The 22,695-nt window shown below is 54.6% G+C and carries 22 protein-coding genes; 7 read left to right on the forward strand and 15 right to left on the reverse strand.

What is annotated here, in order from left to right; all coding sequences use genetic code 11:
• Window positions 1–2: 2 nt before the first annotated feature.
• Genes PHACT_RS14715 through PHACT_RS14730 form a run of 4 tightly spaced genes read right to left on the reverse strand, consistent with a single transcriptional unit; the run spans window position 3 to window position 4,669 of the window.
• Entirely contained in the window at window positions 3–1,598 is a 1,596-nt protein-coding gene (locus tag PHACT_RS14715; protein ID WP_070119039.1) for an EAL domain-containing protein, read from the reverse strand.
• Between the two features lie 58 nt (window positions 1,599–1,656).
• Complete coding sequence (locus tag PHACT_RS14720; protein ID WP_070119040.1) at window positions 1,657–2,052, reverse strand: type 2 periplasmic-binding domain-containing protein; 396 nt, start codon at window positions 2,050–2,052, stop codon at window positions 1,657–1,659.
• 10 nt (window positions 2,053–2,062) lie between these two features.
• On the reverse strand, window positions 2,063–3,214 hold the full coding sequence (locus tag PHACT_RS14725; RefSeq protein WP_070119041.1) for a porin: 1,152 nt from the start codon (window positions 3,212–3,214) through the stop codon (window positions 2,063–2,065).
• Between the two features lie 60 nt (window positions 3,215–3,274).
• Window positions 3,275–4,669 (reverse strand): methyl-accepting chemotaxis protein, encoded by a 1,395-nt coding sequence (locus tag PHACT_RS14730; RefSeq protein WP_245730823.1) that lies wholly within the window; start codon window positions 4,667–4,669, stop codon window positions 3,275–3,277.
• 517 nt (window positions 4,670–5,186) lie between these two features.
• Between PHACT_RS14730 and PHACT_RS14735 the strand changes: the two genes are divergently transcribed.
• Complete coding sequence (locus PHACT_RS14735; RefSeq protein WP_070119042.1) at window positions 5,187–5,996, forward strand: motility protein A; 810 nt, start codon at window positions 5,187–5,189, stop codon at window positions 5,994–5,996.
• A complete protein-coding gene (locus PHACT_RS14740; protein ID WP_245730824.1) occupies window positions 5,986–6,777 on the forward strand; it encodes an OmpA/MotB family protein in 792 nt (263 codons plus the stop codon). Before PHACT_RS14735 ends, PHACT_RS14740 begins: the two co-directional genes overlap by 11 nt.
• A gap of 26 nt (window positions 6,778–6,803) precedes the next feature.
• Here the strand turns inward: PHACT_RS14740 and PHACT_RS14745 are convergent, their stop codons facing one another.
• From PHACT_RS14745 to PHACT_RS14765, 5 genes are all read right to left on the reverse strand, one after another.
• Window positions 6,804–7,727 (reverse strand): alpha/beta hydrolase, encoded by a 924-nt coding sequence (locus tag PHACT_RS14745; RefSeq protein ID WP_083264697.1) that lies wholly within the window; start codon window positions 7,725–7,727, stop codon window positions 6,804–6,806.
• Window positions 7,728–7,774: 47 nt separating this feature from the next.
• A complete protein-coding gene (locus PHACT_RS14750) occupies window positions 7,775–8,863 on the reverse strand; it encodes a 5-(carboxyamino)imidazole ribonucleotide synthase (RefSeq protein WP_070119043.1) in 1,089 nt (362 codons plus the stop codon).
• 6 nt (window positions 8,864–8,869) lie between these two features.
• A complete protein-coding gene (gene purE, locus PHACT_RS14755) occupies window positions 8,870–9,361 on the reverse strand; it encodes a 5-(carboxyamino)imidazole ribonucleotide mutase (protein WP_070119044.1) in 492 nt (163 codons plus the stop codon).
• Window positions 9,362–9,427: 66 nt separating this feature from the next.
• Window positions 9,428–9,736: a P-II family nitrogen regulator gene (locus PHACT_RS14760; protein WP_070119045.1), complete on the reverse strand. Its 309-nt coding sequence runs from the start codon at window positions 9,734–9,736 to the stop codon at window positions 9,428–9,430.
• A gap of 2 nt (window positions 9,737–9,738) precedes the next feature.
• A complete protein-coding gene (locus PHACT_RS14765) occupies window positions 9,739–10,677 on the reverse strand; it encodes a sodium-dependent bicarbonate transport family permease (protein WP_070119046.1) in 939 nt (312 codons plus the stop codon).
• A 159-nt stretch (window positions 10,678–10,836) separates the two neighbouring features.
• On the opposite strand from PHACT_RS14765, the gene PHACT_RS14770 reads away from it, so the two are divergent.
• On the forward strand, window positions 10,837–11,970 hold the full coding sequence (locus PHACT_RS14770) for an OmpA family protein (RefSeq protein ID WP_070119047.1): 1,134 nt from the start codon (window positions 10,837–10,839) through the stop codon (window positions 11,968–11,970).
• A 98-nt stretch (window positions 11,971–12,068) separates the two neighbouring features.
• On the opposite strand, the gene groL is transcribed toward PHACT_RS14770, so the two are convergent.
• The 5 genes from groL to PHACT_RS14795 all read right to left on the reverse strand — a co-directional run bounded on the left by groL (window position 12,069) and on the right by PHACT_RS14795 (window position 16,820).
• Window positions 12,069–13,727, reverse strand: a complete 1,659-nt coding sequence (gene groL / locus PHACT_RS14775; protein WP_070119048.1) for a chaperonin GroEL — start codon at window positions 13,725–13,727, stop codon at window positions 12,069–12,071.
• A 73-nt stretch (window positions 13,728–13,800) separates the two neighbouring features.
• Window positions 13,801–14,091, reverse strand: a complete 291-nt coding sequence (locus PHACT_RS14780; protein WP_070119049.1) for a co-chaperone GroES — start codon at window positions 14,089–14,091, stop codon at window positions 13,801–13,803.
• Between the two features lie 212 nt (window positions 14,092–14,303).
• Entirely contained in the window at window positions 14,304–14,828 is a 525-nt protein-coding gene (locus tag PHACT_RS14785) for an FxsA family protein (RefSeq protein ID WP_070119050.1), read from the reverse strand.
• 57 nt (window positions 14,829–14,885) lie between these two features.
• On the reverse strand, window positions 14,886–16,334 hold the full coding sequence (locus PHACT_RS14790; protein WP_070119051.1) for an AmpG family muropeptide MFS transporter: 1,449 nt from the start codon (window positions 16,332–16,334) through the stop codon (window positions 14,886–14,888).
• 3 nt (window positions 16,335–16,337) lie between these two features.
• Window positions 16,338–16,820, reverse strand: a complete 483-nt coding sequence (locus PHACT_RS14795) for a YajQ family cyclic di-GMP-binding protein (protein ID WP_070119052.1) — start codon at window positions 16,818–16,820, stop codon at window positions 16,338–16,340.
• A 73-nt stretch (window positions 16,821–16,893) separates the two neighbouring features.
• Between PHACT_RS14795 and PHACT_RS14800 the strand changes: the two genes are divergently transcribed.
• The 4 genes from PHACT_RS14800 to PHACT_RS14815 all read left to right on the forward strand — a co-directional run bounded on the left by PHACT_RS14800 (window position 16,894) and on the right by PHACT_RS14815 (window position 20,854).
• Window positions 16,894–17,883 carry a 2-dehydropantoate 2-reductase gene (locus tag PHACT_RS14800; RefSeq protein ID WP_070119053.1) on the forward strand — a complete coding sequence of 330 codons (990 nt, stop codon included), beginning with the start codon at window positions 16,894–16,896 and terminating at the stop codon, window positions 17,881–17,883.
• Window positions 17,884–18,002: 119 nt separating this feature from the next.
• Window positions 18,003–18,983, forward strand: coding sequence for a FecCD family ABC transporter permease (locus PHACT_RS14805; RefSeq protein ID WP_245730825.1), 981 nt, complete (start codon window positions 18,003–18,005; stop codon window positions 18,981–18,983).
• A complete protein-coding gene (locus PHACT_RS14810; protein WP_070119054.1) occupies window positions 18,980–19,756 on the forward strand; it encodes an ABC transporter ATP-binding protein in 777 nt (258 codons plus the stop codon). The genes PHACT_RS14805 and PHACT_RS14810 overlap by 4 nt, the downstream gene beginning before the upstream one ends.
• A gap of 153 nt (window positions 19,757–19,909) precedes the next feature.
• Complete coding sequence (locus PHACT_RS14815) at window positions 19,910–20,854, forward strand: HpcH/HpaI aldolase family protein (RefSeq protein ID WP_070119055.1); 945 nt, start codon at window positions 19,910–19,912, stop codon at window positions 20,852–20,854.
• 117 nt (window positions 20,855–20,971) lie between these two features.
• Here the strand turns inward: PHACT_RS14815 and aceF are convergent, their stop codons facing one another.
• Entirely contained in the window at window positions 20,972–22,666 is a 1,695-nt protein-coding gene (gene aceF / locus PHACT_RS14820) for a dihydrolipoyllysine-residue acetyltransferase (RefSeq protein WP_070119056.1), read from the reverse strand.
• Window positions 22,667–22,695: the final 29 nt, after the last annotated feature.

Consider the following 22,695-nt stretch of genomic DNA (forward strand, 5'->3'; position numbering starts at 1 on the left):
GCTCAGACAGTCAAAGGCGCCGCAGGTTTGCAGAAATCTCTGATAAACCTGCGTGCGCGACAGGGCCTGCCGTAAAGCCAGCCCTGCGCGCGACTGACACCCTTCTCCAGCAGTTTCACCGCCTGCTCAGATTCCTCTACACCCTCCGCTATCACCTGCACATTCAACTTTTCCGCCAGTTCAATCAGGTGAAAAACAAGGTTGCTCCGAACATCATCGACACTGATCGTTTCAACGAACAGCCGATCGAGTTTCAGGAAGTCGAATTCATAGCGCTGCAGATAGGCAAAATTTGAGAATCCGGTGCCAAAATCGTCAATCGCCACTTTAAACCCGAGACGCCTGACTTCCCGAATGAGTTCTCGTGAGTGCTCATTGTCGACGAAGCTGCTTTCGGTAACTTCCAACATAAAACGGTCGCCTGCCAGGCCAAATGCTTCCAGCATATGTCGCAGCCTCTCCGTCAACCCGGGTACGGTCAGGTCGTGACCACTCAGGTTGATGGACAGATAGAAGTCTTCGGAGTCCTGCATTACTTTTGACATATCGCGAGCAGCCAGACGAAAAACCTCGTCAGTCAACAATGTCATTACGCCGTTACTCTCAGCCAGAGGAATAAATATGTCGGGCGCGATCACTTCGCCATTCCTGCGCCAACGTAACAATGCTTCAGCACCAATACAGCGCTGAGTTTCAATATCCAGGATAGGTTGATAATCGAGGTAGAACTCGTGTTGCCTGATGGCCATCTGAAGGTCTTTACTGATCGAACGACGTCGTGAAAGCAGACGAGTCACCAATAAAAAAATCACCACACTACCGAATAGGGTAAACGGAAAAACCCGGAGCAATTGACCCCACAGGCCAGCGTTAACCGTATTCGCCGGGGTGACAACAATCGCACCGAGCGTGAAATCATTGAAGTCGGAATCAAAATGACCCACCAGATCACCGGCTACAAACGCGCCCGAGGTGCGACCACTGATTTCATCGGCGAGGGCTTGATTAGGTACCAGATGGCCAAACTCCGCCAGTCGTTGTGTACCGCTTTCAACGCGCTCAAATACTACGACTCCGAACTGTGTCGGGTCGATTCCAAAAAACACTTCATCTGCGTCCAGGGCAACGCCAAATCCGGTATCCGCCTGTGCGATCAGTAATGGTTGAGCTTGCGGCGCCCACGGCAACGTGATGTCCGCCCAGGCCCGGGTGCCCTGAAGGTTGCGACCTGGTGCGCTCCCCAGAAAAAAGGGCGGATCGTGCACGTCGATGCTCGAGCACAGGACCTGACCGTCACGGATATACAGCGCACTTTGAATATAGCGATAGGACAGTGCACTGATTCGCATGGCGCGAAGTGCGTTGTCTGAGCACGGGGCATCAATGAAAGCGGACAGTTGCTCAACGACAGCTCGATGCTGTCCACCAATCTGTAATGCTCTTGCCAGAACACTGCTGGCAGTACTCTGCAGATACTCACGCTGCTGGGAAATAGCATTATCGCGGGCATACCAGATGCCCGCGAATAATGGTGCCAGAAAGGCTATTGCACCCACTAACAGAATCAGCAGGTTTCCTGCATTATTGATTCTCGGCACTGCAATCTCCGGTTCAACAGCGCTTAGTGTAGACCACCGTGGCGCTCAGGAGAAGTACTTACTGGAGTGTCAGTATCACTTTGACCGAGTCGTCAACACTGCCAGCATCGACATAACCAATGGCATCCGGATTGGATGCGACATGGCTTAGCATGGCTGCTTCGTTCGCCACCTCAGCAGGTGGCGTGCCTTTGCCAGTGAACACGAGTTTTGACCAATGCGCCTTTAACTGCGCCGAAGCCCTGCCTGCGCCTTTTTCGTCAAATTCGGAACGCATGGCAAGCCCTTCCTGCAGATTAACCGCGGTCAAGGCTGACGAGCGCCCCGTGTAGAGCCTGTTAAGCTCATCAACATCAATTTCAGCAGAGCTGGACGGATGCACAATCACAGCGATGTCAGCGTACGCAGGCCATGCCATGGTCAGACACAGCAGGACAAGAATTTTATTCAACATTTGCTTCTCCTCAGAATACCAGATCAACGCCAACAGACAGTAAAGACCTGCGATTGCCGGTCAATTGATTGTCCTGTTCCGTATATTGCGCCTTGAACGCAGCCGACGGATGGAAGTCATAACGGAAACCCGCATTCCAGGTTTCAGTTTCCGATTTCTGACTGTCTACCAGTGCCTTTACCGGAACAAACACTTGAGCTGGCAAAACTGTCTGGAAACCGGCATAAATGTCCGTCTGTGCTTCATTGTCATCCTTCTCGTAAGACAGGTATGGCGTGAGGCTGCCAAATCGTCGACCAACCGACAGGTAGTAGCTATCCTGTTCCGCAACGAAGCTGTTTTCGACCTCAACCCTGGTAAACTCGGACACGATAATCCAGTTGGCGCTGTCATAGGTCAAACCGAAACCAAGGAAACTGGAATCCTCTTCCTGAATATCAAGTCCGGAAACAAGGCCTGACAATCCTGCCTGGTTCAGCGCCGCAAACAGATTGCCAAACGAGAAACCGGGCGCCAGCTCAACGGGATCAGTCTGGAACGTTGTTTCGCCAACCAGATAAGCCACTCGACCGCTCAGTGAACCCTGGCTCAATGTCCATGAGGCACCGGTAATACTGTCAATCTTGGCGTCGATCTCTGTGCCAGAAAACTGGATTTCGGAATCATAATTGCCGAACACAAATTGCAGGCTCGACTCGAAGCCACCAATCTGCCCGGTACGGTACAGTGTCAGCCCTTCAATATTCTCAAAGCCCAGTCCATAGACGCTCTGCGGTGGTCGCATCCAGTCATAAGCGTAACCAACGTCAAGGAAATCGGAGTACTGGAAAAAAGGTGTGCGCAGGCGGCCGGCACTGATACTTGTCTGGTCGTCAAAGTCATAGGTCAGGAATGCCCATTCGAAGTCGACATCAAAGTCATCAACGCCACGTCCCAGCAACTGGCCGGTGACCGACAGGTCGTCGCCCAGATCTGACTGTACCTGAATAGCAAACAGGCTTTCGTTTTTCATGTCGAAGCTGTCATCGTAGCCGTACAGACTATCGTTGCTACCCGTGGTTGCGCCTGCTTTGATTGATGCAAAGCCGTTAATGTTGACGTCTGCAAATGACGCACTCGACATCGCAGCGGCGAGTGCCGCCATACCCAAATACTTAACCATTTTCCCCTCTTCTTTCGTGTAGTCCCACCCCAGGAATTGAGGTGTTCATCATGGATAATCTTACGTTTCAAACTTCGAGCTGACTGATACCAGTGAATCAGACAGGCTCTTGAGCTTGTCTGAAATGTCGTACACAGATACCTGAATACTTTTTGCTTCAGTAAATGACGAGGTCATTTTGCTGGTATTGGCGACAATCTGTTCCGTTGCCATTGATTGCTGCTCCGTTGCTGCAGCAATCTGCGTATTCAACAGACTGATCTGCTCAATTTCGTTATTGATTTTCAGGATGGTATCTCCTGCATCACTGGCAAGTGCCTCTGACTCCTCCGCGACGCCGACAGCTACTCGCATCATGCCTACAGCCGATGAAACGTTGTCGTTTAACTGCTTGAGCACGTCCTGAATCAGGGTTACCGAGTTCGCTGTTTTCAGTGACAGACTTCTGACTTCGTCAGCAACGACGGAGAAGCCCCGGCCCTGTTCACCGGCTCGCGCGGCTTCAATCGCCGCATTCAATGCCAACAGATTGGTCTGGTCAGCAATGTCATTGATGCTTTTCAGGATTTCTGTGGCATCCTTGGTGCGAACGGCCAGATCCGAGATAACGTTCTGTGTCTGGCGTATCTCATTGGACAGTTTTTTGGAATAGGAAACTACCGTCGACGTTTTCTCCTGGCCAGTCTGAGACAGGTCGTGTCCACTTTCGGCATTTCTGGCAGCGTTGCTGGCCGACTGGCTGATTTCACGAACCGACAACTGCAGCTCAGACATGCTCTGGGTGACAATCTGCGAGTCCGATGTCTGTTCGGTGGTCATCTCGTCCAGACGATCCATACCACGCGTCAGATTGTGAGCGCTGGCCGTTAATGGCTCGATAATACTGGTCAGGTCATTAAAGGAAGTCTGCAACATCGCAATGAACTGATTGAACTCAGTGGCAACAACTCCCAGCTCATCGTTGCCGAAGACAGGCAGCCGACTAGCCAGGCTGCCCTTGCCGCTGGCAAGCTCGGCAAGCGACTCGCCCAGCCCTCTGGCTGAGGCACTGATGCGGTGCGCTGTATAATGTCCGATACTGATGGTCAGCAACAACAATACGCCGCCCAGCACCAGCATAAAAACCAGGGCAAAATTCATATTCTCCGACAGGGCGTCAATCGCTTGGGAAAACTGTTCATCGGCGCGTGTTTCAAAGTCTTCAAACTGTTGACTCAACTGTTCAAACAGTTCTGTTTTGGTTGCGATATCCGATTGAATGGAGTTAAAGTCAACGATGCCGTCGATAAAATCCTGAGCGATCGCCGCGGATATTTCTGCGTACCGTGCAGTGTCATCCTGAAGCGTTCGAAGCTGGCTTGCGTTGCGCGGATTCAGTGTGATCAGGCGATCGATGGTAGCCACGAGCGCGTCACTATTCTGCTGAGCAGTCGCCAACAGGTCAGGGTCGGACAAGGTAACAGCCTGGGTGAAAAACTCATCGGCGGCGCGAAACTCGGTTCTGACCTGAGAGGCCAGTTTTGGAGGTTTCGTACATGAAATCGCCCATTTCCTGAGTTGTCATGTTGTTTCTGGCAGTAAAAAACACACTGACGGCAACGACGGTCGTAAAGGAAATGACGGCCAGACCAAGTACGAGCCAGATTTTCAGCACGATCGATAGATTCTTCATAAAATTGGCTAAATATTATCTGAATATCGGTAATAGGAAGTGTCAGTGTGTACGCTGACAAACAACACCTGTCAGGCCGGAAAATAAAGCCCGGCAAGGCTACTGCAGATGCCGAATGGAGGCAGATTCATCCACCCCGCTCCACTCATTACGACCGGATCGCGGAAAACTTGAGCCATTATCAGAAAAATACTACGCAGGTCGCCAGCCAGCTAAAGATTGTCAGCAAACCGCCGATAGTATTTGCGTTAAAGCCTTAACTTTTAGTACCAAACTCACGCCAGACATACAGGACACCGCATGAATCCATCCACCATCATTGGCATGCTCGCCAGTATTGCGCTGTTGGGCAGTGTTCTGTTCTTCTCTGCGGAGTCCGAGTCCAGTTTTCTCAACCTGCCCGGTCTGGCGATTGTCATTACCGGCACCATGGCAGCCACCTTCATCAGTTACCCCCTGAAAGAGGTCGTTCGTGTTTTCGGACTGGTGGCGCTGGTTTTTCGTCGCGAAAATACCTATTCCCGCGATGACATCAAAGAGATGGTGCAGGTATCACGGCTCTGGTTTCAGGGCAATATCAAGGATGTTGACGACGCGCTGGCAAAAATCAAAAACCCATTCCTGCGCACCGGCATTCAACTGGTCATCGCCAATACCGATGAACAGGAAATTGTCGACACACTGCGCTGGCGCATCGCCCGCGTCAAGGCGCGCGAACGGGCAGAGGCACACATATTCCGCACCATGTCGACCTACGCCGCCGCGTTCGGCATGATTGGCACACTGGTGGGTCTGGTCAATATGCTGGCAGTCATGGACTCTGGCAGTCTCGACCTGATTGGCCCACAAATGGCGGTGGCGCTGCTGACGACCTTCTACGGCATTCTGCTGGGCAACGTTTTCCTGCAACCGATCGCGGTTAAACTTGAAAGGCGCACTGAGGAGCGACTGATCGCCATGAACATGGTACTGGAAGGCATTGCCATGATGAGCAAGCGGCGGCCGCCTTCATTCATTGAAGATACGCTAAAATCATTTGCCGCCACCTACCAGGATGAAATACGCGACAAAGGCATGCCGCCCATGAAGGGAGCTGTGCGTGGAAAATAGCCGTTATGCCGTCGACATGATCGGCGACGACTCCGGATCATCCGACAGCACTGACAATAGCTGGATGCTCAGCTACCTGGACGTGCTGACCTTGCTGATCGCTTTTTTTGTGCTGCTGCTGGCAATGAGCGAGCCCAAGACCGACGATGACGACACGCCTGATGCGGTATCACAGACCGGATCCGCCGGCTCGGACGCAGGGGCAACTGCACAGACGCCACTGGATGAAACCGGTGGCGTGATGCCTGGCGGCATCGGTGTACTACCCGAATACAACAGCCTGCTTCAGGGAAGATCGGGAGAGTCAGCACCGGATGCTGAGGACGAAGGTACCGATGACGACGCTGACGAACGCTTCGGCGACCTGGAAAACAGCCTGAATTCACTGTCGCTGCAGGGCGTTGATGCCGAACCCGGACGCGAGGGCCTGACCTTGCGCATCTCGGACAATTTATTGTTCGCCAGTGGGCAGGCAGAGCTGAGGTATGAGGGCATGGTGCTGATCAGTCAGTTGACCGGGTTTCTCAATGCCTTTGAGGGTGAGATCTCCATCGAGGGGCATACTGATAACATCCCTATCAATACGCCACAGTTTCCGTCCAACTGGGAACTGTCCAGCGATCGCGCCATTTCAGTGCTGCGTTACCTGGAGTATGACGGCATAGACGCAACCCGCATGCGCGCAGTGGGTTATGCCGATACCCGGCCACTGCAGGCCAACGACACGCCTGAAAGCCGCGCTGGCAACCGTCGTGTAGAGTTGATTCTGCGTGAGCCCTGACCCCCAAATCAGCAAGCAAGAGACGCTTACCTGGCCTGCTCTTTAATATACTCGCCGATTTCACTCAATGCCTGATTTGCTTCCGGCAACATGGGTACAAACAATGGCCAGACATGAGGCTGGCCGCGCCAGATGCGCAGATCTACCGGTACCTCCGCCGCTGCCGCCCGCTCTGCTACACGCAAGCCATCGTCACGCAGCACCTCAGTGTCACTGACGTAAATAAGCATTGGTGGGAAGTCGGCGTATTCAGCATATAAAGGTGATGCGCGGGCGTCCAGGGCATGTGCGCCATTGAGATACGTTGCCGCCGCCCGGCGGATTGCGTCACCACTGAACATGGCACAGGTGCGTGTGTTGCTGTCCGCAGATTCTCCGGTAACGGCAAGATCAGCGTATGGAGACAGCAGCACCGCCGCTACCGGCATCGGCAGACCGAGCGCACGTATTTGCACCAGCAGCGAGAGGGACAAACCTGCACCGGCGGAATCACCTGCCAGCACGATATCGGCAGGATCATGCTCAGTTAACAGGTATCGGTATGCCGCGATAACATCATCGGCGGCAGCCGGGAACGGATGCTCCGGCGCCAGTCGATAATCCAGTACAAATACCCTGGCATCGCAGGCCACAGCCAGCCGCGAGGTAAACGCCCGGTAAGACAGCGGTGAACCAAACAGGTAGCCGCCGCCGTGACTGTAAAGTACAACTCGTTTACTGGTGCACGCTGCTGGCAATATCCATTCGCCATTGACCGCTTCATGCTGCAGTGGCGTTATGTCTACATCACTGGCAATCGGGTTTTTACCCATATCGCGGTCCAGCATTTTGCGAAACCGGGCCGGATCGAAGTCAGGGCGTAACAGTTTTGGTTTGAAACGGCGGCGCAGGAACCAGCTCAGAAATCGGGAACGAATGGAGCGGCGTTTAACCATTGTGCGGGTCAGCATCTTGTCACCTGTGGCTTAGGTTTTGAGTGTTGTACCACAGGCGCAGATTAATTGTCAGCTGCCATCAGCAGACTGATTTCATCCAGCTGGCGGTGCAGCGTATCAGAATCGACACTACGCACAGTAGCGTGTCCGACCTTGCGGCCGTCCTTGAAGGCCTTGCCGTAGTCATGCACATGGCAGTCAGCAATGGCTGCGAGCCTGGCTATTTCTGGCACACAGCCAATAAAGTTAACCATGGCGCTTTCACCAAGCTTCCTGGTGGAACCCAAGGGTAAACCGGTAATCGCCCGCAAGTGATTTTCGAATTGACTGCACTCGGCCCCTTCAATTGTCCAGTGCCCGGAGTTATGTACCCTGGGCGCAATCTCATTGGCTTTGAGTCCGCCATCGACTTCAAAAAATTCGAACGCCATCACCCCGACATAGTCCAGATGCTCAAGCACTGCCGAGGTATACTGCTCAGCCAATGCCTGCAAGGGATGCTGCTCACTGGCAATGGATAAGCGCAATATACCGTCATTATGGGTATTGTGGACCAGTGGATAGAACCGGCAGGCGCCATCGCGGCCACGCACTGCAATCAATGACACTTCGCCGCTGAATTCAACAAAGTCTTCCAGAATACAGGGCACACTGCCCAGCTCAGCAAATGCGGCGCTGACATCAACCGGAGCACGCAGTACCTTTTGACCCTTGCCATCGTAACCCAGCGTGCGCGTCTTCAACACAGCCGGCAGTCCGATGCTGGCGACGGCCTGTTCAAGCTCAGCCTGCGAGTCAACCGCAGCGTAAGGTGCCACCGGCACCTGAAGATTGCGAAACAGGTTTTTCTCAAGCAGACGGTCACGGGCAATACGCAAGGATTCGGCACACGGATAGACCGGTACAAATTGCGACAGAAAGGCCACGGTATCGGCGGGTACACTCTCGAACTCGAATGTCACCATGTCGACCTGATCGGCCAATTGCCGCAGATGCTCATGATCGTGGTAGTCCGCGTGGATATGTTCACCCAGCATGGCGGCGCAGGCATCCTGCGCCGGATCCAGAAAAACAAATTTCATACCCAGTGGAGTGCCAGCCAACGCCAACATACGTCCCAGCTGGCCACCACCGATTACGCCAATTTTCATGATGGTTCAGGCCTGTCGTGGATCTGAATTGTCCAGCACGTTGCTGGTCTGCTTGGCACGGAACGCCTGCAGCGCCTGCTGATGCTCAGGGTACTTGTTACCCAGAATACTGGCTGCCAGTAAGGCCGCGTTCACCGCACCGGCTCGCCCGATTGCCAGCGTTGCCACGGCTATGCCGGCAGGCATCTGGACAATGGAGAGCAATGAATCAACACCGGACAACATGGATGACTGCACCGGCACACCGAGCACTGGCAAATGCGTTTTAGCCGCACACATACCCGGCAGATGCGCGGCACCACCGGCACCCGCGATGATCACTTCAATTCCGCGTTCGGCGGCCGTCTCTGCGTAGGAAAACAGCAAGTCAGGGGTTCTGTGAGCCGAAACCACCTTGGCCTCATGTGGTATTCCCAGCTGTTCCAGCATATCAACCGTGTGGCTCATGGTAGCCCAGTCTGATTTCGACCCCATGATCACGCCTACCAGTGCAGACATAGAAGTCGCCCCTGTGCAAGAAAAAGCGCGTAGTATACCTGAAAACGGGTCAATTCAGTAATGGTTTCAGAACTTGTGCGGCCTCAGCACCTCCACCGGGGTTAGAAAGCAGATCATGGCGTAATCCTGATAAAAATGCTGCTGTACATGCTCACTGAGCTTGACTGCCAGCTCCCGGGCGCAGACGACCTCCACCCGCACATTACCGTCGTTATCCCAGCCCGCAGTGCGAATGCCACGACTGCCCCGCCCGCGCGCGTCGGACACGGTCCAGCCGGGAGCGCCCAGAGACTCCAGATCGTGCAACAGGCGCGTCTCCAGCACGGCTTCGCAAATGATGGTAAGCAATGTGCGGGTACCATTGTTGTCAGCCATACTCATACTCCAGCCTGTAGCCATTGGGCGGCCTGCAGGTATAAAGGGATGCCAAAGATGATGTTAAAAGGAAAGGTTATACCAAGCGAGGCGCCCAGGGACAGGGAGGGATTGGCCTCAGGCAGGGCCAGACGCATGGCGGCAGGAACAGCAATATAGGACGCGCTCGCGCCCAGCGTGGCCAGCATTGCTGCGCCACCGACCGAGAGCCCCATTAAGGTGGCGAACCCCAGCCCCACGGCGGCGCCCACCCAAGGCATGACCAGCGCAAAGATCGCCAGGCGCAGCCCTGACTCACGCAAACTACCCATGTGTCGCGAAGCAATCAGACCCATTTCCAGCAGAAACAGGGCCAGGACTGGCGCAAACATACTGGTGTATAAAGGTTCCAGCGGGGCAACTGCCTCTTTGCCTGCCAGCACACCAATCAATAAGCCGCCCAGCAACAGGACAATACTTTTGCCTAGAAATATCTCGCGCCCCAATTCACTCCAGTTAGTGGTTGTGCTGAGACCGCGCGCCAGTACGATGCCGACCAGAATTGCCGGGATTTCCAGAATCGCCACAAACAAGGGCATATAACTTTCAAAGAAGACACCTTCGGCAAGCATGTAAGCCACAACGACAGCGAAGGTGCCGGCACTAACTGAGCCATAGTGGGCCGCAACACTGGCAGCATCCACTCTGCCGAAGCGTAGTGCGCGCAGCAGCGGAAAAGCGATCAGGGGCAGCACAACACCCATCACCAGCACCAGAAGCATCTGCCCCACCAGAGCAGGGCTTGCCTGCGCTGCCAGCTCTACGCCCCCATGCAGGCCGATTGCCAAAAGCAGCAAAATGGAAAGAGTCTCATATAGCGCCGGCGGTAGTTTGAGTTCACTTCGTAACAACCCTGCGACCACACCAAACACAAAAAACAGTACAACCGGATCCCAGCCCATAATGCTCCCCAGATAATCAGGCCAGCATAGTCATTTGCGCACCCAAAAACTACTGTTTTACGGCACCAAAACACTCTTTGCATCGGGTTTAACTTGCAATTCTTGCCCTGTTCAGAAAGAATCTGCACGGTACACTCATTCTCAAGGGAGTTAAAACGCATGATGCACCCCAAAAACTTTAGCAAAGGTTCACTTGCAGCCTTTATTGTGTCAACACCGATGCTGTTTGCCAGTTCATTCGCGCTCGCGCAGGACAGTGGTTTTTATCTTGGCGCAAATTATGGCGAAAGTTATGGCAACCTATCACGCGCCGAGGTGGCAGATACCTTTGAGGCCAATGGCCGGCAGGCCCTCACGCTGACCAAAGAAGACGAAGATGGCGCGGGCAAACTGCTGATTGGTTACGATATAAATGACATTTTCGCGGCTGAGTTCAGCTACTTCCATCTGGGCGACTATGAATTCAATGCGACGCTGGCGCCCGCGCAGAACATGCGGGGCAGAGCCACGGTGGATGGGTTCGCTCTCGATCTGGTCACCAAGATGCCGATTACCGACAATCTGTCAGCGTTGCTGCGGGCCGGTGTGACGCATACGTCTGTTACACAGTCGTTTTCCACCTTCCCGACGACACCGGCAACCGGTTTTAACGGCCGAACGCCTCGCGATATTGAAGGCAAAGCCGGTGTTGGTCTTGAGTATGCTTTCAGCGATGCTCTGTCCGCCCGTGCAGAAGTGGAATACTTCAATCTGCCATCAAACCAGATGATCGGCGACAGCGCGCACATGGCCAGCGTTGGTCTCGTGTACCGCTTTGGACGCAGAGCAGCAGCGCCTGCGCCAGTCGCTCCGACACCAGCCCCGACACCGGCACCAAGGCCTGAGCCTACACCACCGGCACCAGAGCCTGTCAATGTAACACTGGAAGCCGATGTACTGTTTGATTTTGACGACTCAACCCTCAGAGCATCAGGTCGCCAGGAGCTCGACGCGCTGGTGCGCCAGATAAACGAACTCGATTACGATGCCGCCATCGTGGTTGGTCACACCGACCGGATCGGTAGCCGTGACTACAACCTTGACCTGTCTCAGCGCCGAGCTGAATCAGTGCGCGCATATCTGGTTCAGGGCGGTGTCCCGGCAAACAGCATCACTGCCCGAGGGGTTGCCAACGACGAATCCATACTTGATTCATCAGATTGCCGCAACCTGGGTAGCAATGCAGCCACCATTGAGTGTCTGCAGCCAGATCGTCGTGTTGTTATCGAAATAGACGGCACTCGCGAGCCCTGATCTGTCAGCTCGTACGGGCGACCCATAAGGGAAACCCATAAAAAAAGGCCAGCGCTAAAACGCTGGCCTTTTTTATATCTGGCTTTGGAGAGCCGGGCTTACATCATGCCGCCCATACCACCCATGCCGCCCATACCACCCATGCCGCCCATGTCAGGGGCGCCACCAGCTGGCGTGTCTTCCACGATCTCAGTGACCATGCACTCAGTGGTGATCATCAGACCAGCAACGGATCCGGCAGCCTGAAGCGCACTACGTGTGACTTTAGCCGGGTCAATGATGCCCTGCTCTACCATGTCCACGTATTCGCCATTGGCGGCGTTATAACCCATGTTGCCTTCCAGACCTTTGACCCTGTCCAGAACCACCGAAGGCTCATCGCCTGCGTTTTTCACAATCTGACGCAGCGGTGACGTAACCGCACGCAGCAACAGGGCAATACCAACATTCTGGTCTTCGTTGTCGCCTTTAACCTTGCCTTCAACGGCCTGCAGGGCACGTACCAGAGCAACACCGCCGCCAGGAACCACGCCCTCTTCAACCGCAGCACGGGTTGAGTGCAGCGCATCTTCAACGCGGGCTTTTTTCTCTTTCATTTCCATCTCGGTGCCAGCACCGACCTTGATCACGGCAACACCGCCAGCCAGTTTGGCCACGCGCTCTTGCAGCTTTTCCTTGTCGTAATCAGACGACGTGTCTTCGATCTGCTTGCGGATCTGGCCAACACGGGCTTCGATCGCTTTGGAGTCACCGGATCCATCAACAATGATGGTGTTTTCCTTGGACAGTGTCACTGTTTTGGCACTACCCAGGTGCGACACATCGGCCTGCTCCAGGCTCAGACCTACTTCTTCCGAGATCACGGTGCCGCCGGTCAGAATGGCGATATCTTCCAGCATGGCTTTGCGACGGTCACCGAAACCCGGTGCCTTGGCCGCAGCCACTTTAACAATGCCGCGCATGTTATTGACGATAAGAGTCGCCAGCGCTTCGCCTTCCACGTCTTCTGCAATCACCAGCAGCGGACGACCGGATTTGGCTACGCCTTCCAGCAACGGCAGCATTTCGCGGATGTTGGAGATTTTCTTGTCTACCAGCAGGATGTGCGGGTTTTCAAGTTCCGCGCTCATGTTGTCCTGGTTGTTGATGAAATAAGGCGAAAGGTAGCCGCGGTCGAACTGCATGCCTTCAACAACATCAAGTTCGTTGTCGAAACCTGAGCCTTCCTCAACCGTGATCACGCCTTCTTTACCAACTTTTTCCATCGCTTCAGCGATGATTTCACCAATCTCAGTGTCTGAGTTGGCAGAGATAGAACCTACCTGGGCAATCGCTCTGGAATTGGCGCATGGCGTAGACAGTTTGCCGATTTCTTCAACCATGGCTTTCACAGCCTTGTCGATGCCGCGCTTGAGGTCCATCGGGTTCATGCCAGCGGCCACTGATTTCAGGCCTTCATTGAGGATGGCCTGAGCTAGCACTGTTGCTGTGGTGGTACCATCACCGGCGACATCAGAAGTCTGTGAAGCAACTTCCTTGACCATCTGCGCGCCCATGTTTTCGAACTTGTCCTTCAGTTCGATTTCCTTGGCTACGGAAACGCCGTCCTTGGTCACAGTGGGTGCACCAAAAGACTTGTCCAGCACTACGTTACGGCCTTTGGGGCCGAGGGTTACCTTTACCGCATCTGCCAGTACATTAACGCCTTTGAGCAGTTTCTGGCGGGCGGAATCACCAAATTTTACGTCTTTAGCCATGTTATTTATTTCCTGTCTCTGAAATTGGGCTTAAATTGAATTCGTCAGACTAAACAGCTGGGTGAGCGGCTTATCAGCCTTCAATCACACCGAAAATTTCGTTTTCGCTCAGAATGAGCAGCTCTTCGTCGTCTACTTTGACGGTATTGCTGGCATACTTGCCAAATACCACCGTGTCACCGACCTTCAGGTCTATCGGACGCTTGTCACCGTTATCCATGATCCGGCCCGGGCCGACTGCCAGCACTTCACCCTGAGCGGGCTTTTCAGCTGCCGAGCCTGGCAGTACGATGCCACCGGCGGTCTTGGTCTCTTCTTCCTTGCGGCGCACGACAACACGGTCTTGCAAAGGTCGAATCTTCATTATTCGTATACTCCTGACTTAACATCTAAAGTGATGATGGACGAAACGCTGCCCGGCATTCACCGGGCAGCAAAACTCATTAACTGCTTGTGTCTGCGTAAATGGGGTTCAGACAGCGAATTTCAATGGCCGGTGGAAAAAAAATTCACTTCGCCTGCATTTGCCGACAGTGGTTGCCCATGCCTCAGGCCAGACGTATGGGCGTGAGATAATCAGGGCTGCTTGCCGTCATCTTCGCCGGAGAGCTTGTCATGCGGGCTGTCACCGTCACGATCAACGATTTCGCCATCAATGGTGTCGCCTCCGGCCCGATTCGGGCCAGCGCCAAAACCGGTAAAGCCGCCACTGAAAGTAGAGCCCTGCCCGCGCATCCCACCGACAAAGAAACGGCTGCCATTACGGATCATGCGGCCCGCCAGACGGCGCCGCACGGGTGGCGTCAATAACGCAAAACCGATGGTGTCAGTGATCAGCCCAGGCGTCAGCAACAGAGCGCCGGCAAACGCAAGTAACAGGCCTTCAACGATTTCCAGGCCCGGCAGCTCGCCGCCCGCCATGCGCTGATTGGCCCGGGTCAGCGTGCTGAAACCCTGGATTCGCAATACATTAATGCCAACGAACGCAGTCACGATAACCAACCCGAGCGTGGCCAGACCACCAATCAGGTCTGCTACCTCGAATAGCAACAGCAGTTCGGCGATGGGGATAATAATAAAGGCGAGTAAAGGCAATGGCATATCATTTCCCGTCATTACAAGTTGGCTAAACCGTGGAGACTGTCTGGTCCGGTGCACTCAGTCGAGTTGTCGACCCCGGTACTCTTCGACCTGCCTGCCGATGTACCATAACATTAACAGACCCGGGATCACCATGGCGCCGGTGAGGACAAAGAACAGCGCCCAGTTGCCGCCCAGCGAGTCAACCAGAAAACCACTGCTGGCCGCCAGAGTGGTGCGTCCGAAGTTGGAAACCGATGCCATCAGGGCATACTGGGTTCCGGTATAGGTGCGGCTGGTGAAATAGGAAATAAACGAGATAAACGCAACTGTGGCAAAGGCAGCGGTGAAGTTGTCCACCACCAGGGTCATCAGCAACAACGGCACACTGGGCCCGACAAGCGCAATGATGGCGAACATGCAGTTTGCCGCACCCATGGCGATACCACCCACAAACAGGCCACGGAGCACGCCAAAACGGGTATTGATCAGGGCACCGGCAAGGCAGAAAAACGCCGTCATCAAGCCGCCGAAGAACTTGGTATAAAACGCTATCTCGTCGCGGCTAAAACCGATCTCAACATAAAACACCAACGACATGCGGCCCAGCATGGCATCGCCGAGCCGAAACAGAATCAACAGCGCAAAAATGGAAACAGCCAGCTTCCAGCCGCAACGCTGGAAAAACTCCCGAAACGGTTCGATCAGCAAGGTTCTGAACCACGACCTGACTTTGGCAAACGGGCTCAGTTCGTCTTCTGCACTATCAGAACCGGGCTTAGAGCCGCGGTCGGAACCTACACCTGACGCCTCCAGCGCTTGCCAGTCACCGGCCGTCTCAGCAGCAGCCACCGTTGCGGATGCGGCGCTACCTTCTACGTCAGGCTCCCTGACCAGCGCCACGCAGACCATCAGCCCGATATACAGCAACGCCAGCACACGATACACATCGGGCCATGTCATTCCGATGGTTTCCCCGCCCAGTGCCAGCGCCAGCGCACCGCCGATAAATCCATACCCGGCCCACCAGCCCGTGGTGGTCACGGCGGCCGCAAATGGCATTTTGGCGTCCATTTCCTGCTTTGTGAATATATTGATTCGGTAGGCATCCACCGCTATATCCTGCGTCGCCGAAAACAGGGCGACGCTGAGTGCACACAGACTGACCAGCATCAGATTCTGTTGCGGGTCTCCCATGCTTAGCAGCAAAATGGAACACACGATAAAAGCCTGTGTCAGCAGAATCCAGGACCGGCGCTGACCAAACACTCTGTATAACAGCGGCAGACGAAGCCTGTCGACGAAGGGCGCCCACATCCAGTTGATGGCATAGACAGTCGCGACGGCGCCTATATAGCCAATGGCGGAGCGAGACAGGCCTGATGACTGCATCCAGAGCGTGAGCACGGAGCCGTGCAACACCCAGGGAAAACCACTGGAAAAACCGAGCAGGAAAATAGCAACAAACCGCCGGTCTCGCAGCGTCAGCAGGGATTCGCGAAAGCTGTTAACGCGGCCGGGGAGCAAAAATCAGTCCCGGAAGTTGTCAAATTGCAGTGGAATGTCGAGTTTGGCTTCCCGCAGCATGGCAATCACTTCTTGCAGATCATCACGCTTTTTACCTGTCACTCTGAGCTTCTCGCCCTGAATGGCCGTCTGAACCTTCATTTTTTTATCTTTGATCATTTTGACAATTTTGCGCGCCATGTCGGCTTCGATACCCTGTTTGATAACCACTTTCATGGTGGCTTTTTTGCCAGTCTCGACAATATCGCCCTCTTCCATGCTCTTGATATCAACGCCACGTTTGACCAGCTTGGCTTTGAGAATTTCCATCATCTGCTGAATCTGGAAGTCTGACTCCGCTGCCACGGTGATCTCGGCTTCACTCAATTCAAAACTGGCATCAACACCCTTGAAATCAAACCGGGTGCCTACTTCGCGGCTGGCCTGATCAACGGCATTGCGAACTTCAGGTAACTCAACTTCGGATACAATATCGAACGATGGCATGGCCAACCCTCATCTTTAAGAATTTCTACACGCGGCGCAGACAGCACCCGACAATGGCGCCTATACTATCACCATGACCCTGACGGATAAACCGATACCAACGCCCACACGCTGGCATATACTGGGCGCCGGCGCGATGGGCTGCCTGTGGGCCTGCGCCATGCATTCCCGGTCAGTGCCGGAAGCACACACCGGCGCCCCAGTGACCCTGTTGTTGCGCAACCGGGCAGCATTATCAAGCTATCCCGGCCACATTACATGCAGCGACCTGCCGCAATCCTTGAACGTCCCCGCACGCACGGTCTGTCACGATTCGGGCACTACCACCGATGTCATCAACAATCTGCTGGTCGCTACCAAGGCGCAGGACACCATGGCTGCCATTGCCAGTGTGTCTTCGCAACTGGCACCTGATTCTCGACTCGTGCTGCTGCAGAACGGGCTCAAAGTGCAACAGGAACTCAGCCGTTTATATGGCACCGCGCGTGTTTTCTGCCTGTCCACCAGTCAGGGCGCCTGGTTGCGGGAACCATTCAACGTGGTGCATGCCGGTGACGGTGACACCTGGCTGGGGCAGCTTGCGCCAGCCAGCGCGGAGACACCGGCGCCACTGCAGCGCCTGCTTGATATGCTGCCAGCTCAGCAGCTTAACATCAGGATTGACAACAATATCGGCGACCGCCTCTGGCGCAAGCTGGCCATCAATTGCGCCATTAACGCGTTGACCGTTATTCATGACTGTCGCAATGGCGAGTTGTTGCACCTCCCCGATGCCAGGCAAACGCTCACCGCGCTATGCAACGAAATCAGCCAGCTGCTGCCAGAAATCGCCGGTGCGCCGGCCATGCCTGACCTGAGCGCGCAGGTACAGCATGTGCTGACCGTGACCGCAGACAACGTGTCATCAACGTTGCAGGATATACGGCGAGGCCGTGCAACTGAAATTGATCACCTGAACGGCTACCTCTGCAACCTGGCAGCACAACAACACCTGCCCTGCCCGGTCAACCAGTCAGTGTTGCAGCAGATGCGTGTGATAGAATCGCAGGCTTTGCGGGCATAGTCAGCATCAAACCCTGATGGTTTGATTTCTCATTCATCATGGCAACGCTTGATGAATAGCAAAGTCCTGTAATTAGCCAAGCCCGACAAATAGCCAAGCCACAGGAGCATCATCCGGCAGTGACACCGTTTCGGCAATACACGCTGCTGTCAGCACTGACAGCATTGTTAGTGATCAGTGTTGTGGTGGCATTGAGCAGCGGCAGCGTGCCTGTGCCGGTCGGTGTGATCTGGCAGCAGCTGCTGGACCCGACACCCGGTATCGAACAACAGATCTTGTGGGAACTCAGACTGCCGCGGGCCGTGGCTGCCTTTGTCACCGGTGGTCTGCTGGCGCTGTCAGGCGTCGTCATGCAGGTGCTTCTGCGCAATCCGCTGGCCGACCCGTATATTCTTGGCGTCTCCGGCGGCGCAGCGGTCGGTGCGCTGGCTGCGATCCTGCTCGGTGTGGCAGGTATCTGGATTACGCAGGCGGCATTCGCCGGCGCACTGTTGTCCGTGTTTCTTGTGTTTGGCCTGGCAGGCCGACAGCAATGGTCGGCCACGCGACTGCTGTTGACCGGGGTGGTGGTCTCGGCCGGCTGGGGCGCCGTGATTAATGTCATGCTGACCACCAGTACCAGCAACAATGTGCAGAGCATGCTGTTCTGGTTGATGGGAGACCTCAGCCAGAGTCGGACCGATGCCTGGCATTTTCTACTATTGCTGGCAGGTGTAATCCTTATCCTGAGTCAGGCTCGCGCACTGAATGCGCTGGCGCGCGGTGAACTTATGGCTGCCGCGCTGGGAGTCAACGTCTGGCGACTGAAACTGATTTTGTATTTCAGTGCCTCCATACTGACGGCCACAGCCGTTACCGTGGCAGGGTCTGTCGGTTTTGTTGGACTGGTCATTCCTCATATGTTGCGACTGCTGGGAGCCCGCGACCACCGTTGGCTGGTTCCGTGTTCCGTCATGCTCGGCGGCAGCTTTCTGCTACTCGCTGACAGCCTCGCCCGCACCATCGTTGCTCCACAACAGTTGCCTGTTGGTGTGCTGACGGCGATGATCGGTGTGCCTGCCTTTCTGTTTATTCTGCACCGGGGGGCGCGAACAACATGACGGCCCCCATTGTGCAAACCCGGCAATTGAGCCTGAGCATTGGCAAGCGCACTCTGTGCGATCAACTTGACCTGTCTGTCACAGCCGGCCAGCGGCTGGCAGTACTGGGACAGAACGGCAGTGGTAAAACCACACTGCTGCACTCACTACTGAAGCTTTGTCCGGCGGATGCTAGCCGTATCGAAATCGACGGTCGCACACTGACTCACTGGTCTCGGGCCGAGCTGGCAAAAACAGTTGGCATTCTGTTTCAGGACAATCACGACGACATGCCGTCTTCAGTGCATGAAACCGTCATGCTGGGCCGGTTGCCACATTTACAGGCCTGGCGCTGGGAAAGTGCAAAAGACTTTGCACTCGCCGACAGTGCATTAAAAACCGTCGGCCTGGAGAACGCTGCCCATCGTGACGTCAGCACCTTATCAGGCGGCGAACGGCAACGACTTGCCATAGCCAGCCTGCTTACTCAGGCGCCACGTCTGTACCTTCTGGATGAGCCAAGCAACCACCTGGACATTTCATTCCAGATACGAACCCTGAAACTGCTGGCTGACACCGTCGAGCGTGAGGGAAGTGGCCTGATTATGGCCACGCATGATATCAATCTCGCTGCTCGCTTCTGCGATCAGGTCCTGCTGTTGTTCGGCGACGGTCACTACCTGCTGGGGGCTCAGCAGGAAGTCCTCACCGACGCTGCACTGACACGAGCGTATGGCTGTGAGATTCGCCATGTGGTAACAGAAGCGGGTCGCTTCTACTTTCCTGTTGTCTGATCCCGGCAGACGTCTCTGTCTGACCATCCCGACTTTCCACAATTGTAAAAATTCTCATGTTGGTTTACTCTGCGAGCGACACCTTTAATGAAAATGATTTTCATTACAAGTTATTACAAACCTTTACAGCTGTAACATTAAGGAATATCAATCATGAAAAAGACATGTCTTTCGGCATTGTTTTCGGTGCTGACCGTAGTTGGTCTGGCTGCTGCCCCTGCGATGGCACAGGATGACGTGCGACTGAATCGAAGCATTCAGACACTGGAGAACGGTGACCCGGTCTTTGGTCTGTTTACCGGTAATTTCTCAATGGCCAATGCCCGCGGTCTGGCGCGCTCTGGTCTCGACTATATCCTCATCGATATGGAACATACCGCGCACGACATGGAAGCACTGCAGGCATTCCTGTTAGGCCTGACCGATAAAGCCGCCATTGCCAGCCAGGGCCACGCCCAGATGCGAACCACGCCGATCGTGCGGATCCCCGCCAACGGCCGTAATGATCCGGAGTGGCTGGTCAAGCAGGTGTTGGACATTGGTGCCTTTGGTATCATGTTCCCCTACGTAGAGACTGCCGAAGAAGCCGAGCGTGCCGTCCGTGCGATGCGCTACCCACAGCCACGCGGTTCCGAGATTGCGGAACCTCAAGGGCTGCGTGGAGCCTCTCCGGGGGTATCTGCCTGGTACTGGGGCGCACCAGATTATGTACAGCGCGCCGACGTCTGGCCATTGAATGAGCGCGGTGAGTTAATCTCGTTCATTCAGATTGAATCAGCAAAGGGTGTTGAAAATGCCGAAGCAATTATTCAGGTGCCAGGCGTCAGTGCCATATTTGTTGGCCCGGCTGACCTGGGCATGTCCATGGGCCTGCCCAGCAATCACGCTGAGGTGCAGGCGGCCATTGATAGCGTTCTGCAACTGTGTCTGCAGTATGATGTCCCCTGTGGTATTACCACCAACGCGCGTGATGTCGCGTCACGACTGGAACAGGGTTTCCTGATGCCGACAGTCGGCTACTGGGGTGATGCAGGCATCGCAGGCGGCACAGCAGAAACGCTGGGGGTTGCACGCGAGGCAGCAGGTCGTACTGACTAAGTCAGGCTCGATTGCATGACCTGAAAACAGTGGTACAAAAAAGGCCGGGGAGCATTGTTTGCTCTCCGGCCTTTTTTGTATGCGCTTTAGCTCATCCAGACGCTAACTCGTCAACCTTTACATCATCAGCAAACGAATATCGGACAATATTTCTGCCAGACGCGTGACAAACAGACCCGCATCGACGCCATTGACTGCACGATGGTCATAACACAACACAAATGGCAGCATCTGACGTGGTACAAATTCGTTGTTGATATAAACCGGTTTAACCTGAGTCTTGGATATGCCCAGAATACCCACTTCCGGAGCATTCACGATTGGCGTGAACGACGTACCGCCGATGGCACCGAGACTCGATATGGTGAAACAGGCTCCCTGCATGTCTTCCTTGCTCAGACGACGGTTTTTGGCTTTGTCAGTCATTTCCGTCAGCTCTGCCGCGATCTGCCAGATGTTCTTCTGATCCACATTGCGGATCACAGGAACAACAAGCCCGGCTTCGGTGGCAACCGCCACGCCGATATGAATATATTTTTTCTGTATCAGCGTTTCACCCGACGAATGCAGGGAAACATTGAACTGCTTGTACTCGTCCAGCACTTTGGCACAGGCTTTGAGCATAAAGGGCAACGGCGTCAGCTTAACCCCGCGCTTGTCAGACTCTTTGCGCTGAGCATTCCGGAACTCTTCCAGCCCGGTGACATCGGCTTCATTGAATTGCGCCACCGCAGGCACATTGAGCCAGTTCCGATGCATATTCGCTGCCGTCACTTTATGCAGCTTGCTCATGGGCTTCTCTTCAACTTCACCGAACTGGCTGAAGTCGATATCCGGAATCGCCGGAATGCCGGATCCGCCCGCTGCGCCGGCTGTCGCCGGACCCTGCAGTCGGGATTTGACAAAATTCTGCAGGTCTTCTTTCTGCACACGGCCTTTGTTGCCGCTGCCCTCTACCAGTGTCAGGTCGACGCCCAGCTCACGCGCCAGCTTACGCACTGCCGGACCCGCATACACCTTGCTGTCCGTTCGCTGGGACGCAGTCTCGGCAAATTCAGCCTGTTTTTTGGCCAGACGTTTATCATCCAGTTTGGCTGAATCGGATTCTTGTGCAGGTTCGTCTTTCTCTGCTTTCGCCGCGGTGTCACCACCACTGGCGGCAGCAGAGCCGTCAGACGATGATACAACCTCCATTTCCAGGATCGGTGAATCCTTAGAGACCTTGTCACCCACTTTGATCTTCAGAGACTTCACTATGCCGGAGGCAGGCGATGGCACATCCATCGCCGCCTTGTCGGACTCAAGTGTCATCAGGGTGTCTTCGGCTTTGACTTCATCGCCTTCAGCAACATGTATCTCGATGACTTCAACGTCACTGTCGCCACCGATATCGGGAACGCGAATCAGTTCTACGGACTTTTCGCCGGTTTTGCCTTCGGACTTCTGTTCCGGCTTCTGTTCGGGCTTTTGTTCCGACTTTTTATCAGAATTTTTATCTGTCTTGGTGTCCGCCTTTTCTTTTTTGGCGTCAGCGCTCGAGCCTTTGTCAGATGTATCTTCAGCCTGCTCACTTTCTTCTACTTCAAAACTGAAGATCTCGTCGCCCTTGTTCACCTCATCACCGACTTTGACGATGATCTTCTTGATCACGCCGCTGCGCGGTGACGGGATTTCCATGGCGGCTTTATCACTTTCCAACACCAGCAGGGAATCATTCTCCTGCACGCTATCGCCTTCCTTAACCAGGATCTCGATAACTTCGACGTCTTTGGTATCCCCCAGATCGGGTACTTTTATACTTTCTACAGGCACCTTACATGCTCCTGAACTGTTATTCGTTT

The organism is Pseudohongiella acticola, assembly GCF_001758195.1.
Taxonomy (GTDB): domain Bacteria; phylum Pseudomonadota; class Gammaproteobacteria; order Pseudomonadales; family Pseudohongiellaceae; genus Pseudohongiella; species Pseudohongiella acticola.

Bases quoted from the DNA above. Each gene is read 5' to 3' on its own strand.
- PHACT_RS14795 (WP_070119052.1), bottom strand. From the start codon at position 16,820: ATGCCATCGTTCGATATTGTATCCGAAGTTGAGTTACCTGAAGTTCGC.
- PHACT_RS14780 (WP_070119049.1), bottom strand. From the start codon at position 14,091: ATGAAGATTCGACCTTTGCAAGACCGTGTTGTCGTGCGCCGCAAGGAA.
- PHACT_RS14800 (WP_070119053.1), top strand. From the start codon at position 16,894: ATGACCCTGACGGATAAACCGATACCAACGCCCACACGCTGGCATATA.
- groL (WP_070119048.1), bottom strand. From the start codon at position 13,727: ATGGCTAAAGACGTAAAATTTGGTGATTCCGCCCGCCAGAAACTGCTC.
- PHACT_RS14725 (WP_070119041.1), bottom strand. From the start codon at position 3,214: ATGGTTAAGTATTTGGGTATGGCGGCACTCGCCGCTGCGATGTCGAGT.
- PHACT_RS14765 (WP_070119046.1), bottom strand. From the start codon at position 10,677: ATGGGCTGGGATCCGGTTGTACTGTTTTTTGTGTTTGGTGTGGTCGCA.
- PHACT_RS14760 (WP_070119045.1), bottom strand. From the start codon at position 9,736: ATGGCTGACAACAATGGTACCCGCACATTGCTTACCATCATTTGCGAA.
- PHACT_RS14810 (WP_070119054.1), top strand. From the start codon at position 18,980: ATGACGGCCCCCATTGTGCAAACCCGGCAATTGAGCCTGAGCATTGGC.
- PHACT_RS14720 (WP_070119040.1), bottom strand. From the start codon at position 2,052: ATGTTGAATAAAATTCTTGTCCTGCTGTGTCTGACCATGGCATGGCCT.
- PHACT_RS14735 (WP_070119042.1), top strand. From the start codon at position 5,187: ATGAATCCATCCACCATCATTGGCATGCTCGCCAGTATTGCGCTGTTG.
- PHACT_RS14750 (WP_070119043.1), bottom strand. From the start codon at position 8,863: ATGAAAATTGGCGTAATCGGTGGTGGCCAGCTGGGACGTATGTTGGCG.
- purE (WP_070119044.1), bottom strand. From the start codon at position 9,361: ATGTCTGCACTGGTAGGCGTGATCATGGGGTCGAAATCAGACTGGGCT.
- PHACT_RS14770 (WP_070119047.1), top strand. From the start codon at position 10,837: ATGATGCACCCCAAAAACTTTAGCAAAGGTTCACTTGCAGCCTTTATT.
- PHACT_RS14815 (WP_070119055.1), top strand. From the start codon at position 19,910: ATGAAAAAGACATGTCTTTCGGCATTGTTTTCGGTGCTGACCGTAGTT.
- PHACT_RS14745 (WP_083264697.1), bottom strand. From the start codon at position 7,727: ATGCTGACCCGCACAATGGTTAAACGCCGCTCCATTCGTTCCCGATTT.
- PHACT_RS14785 (WP_070119050.1), bottom strand. From the start codon at position 14,828: ATGCCATTGCCTTTACTCGCCTTTATTATTATCCCCATCGCCGAACTG.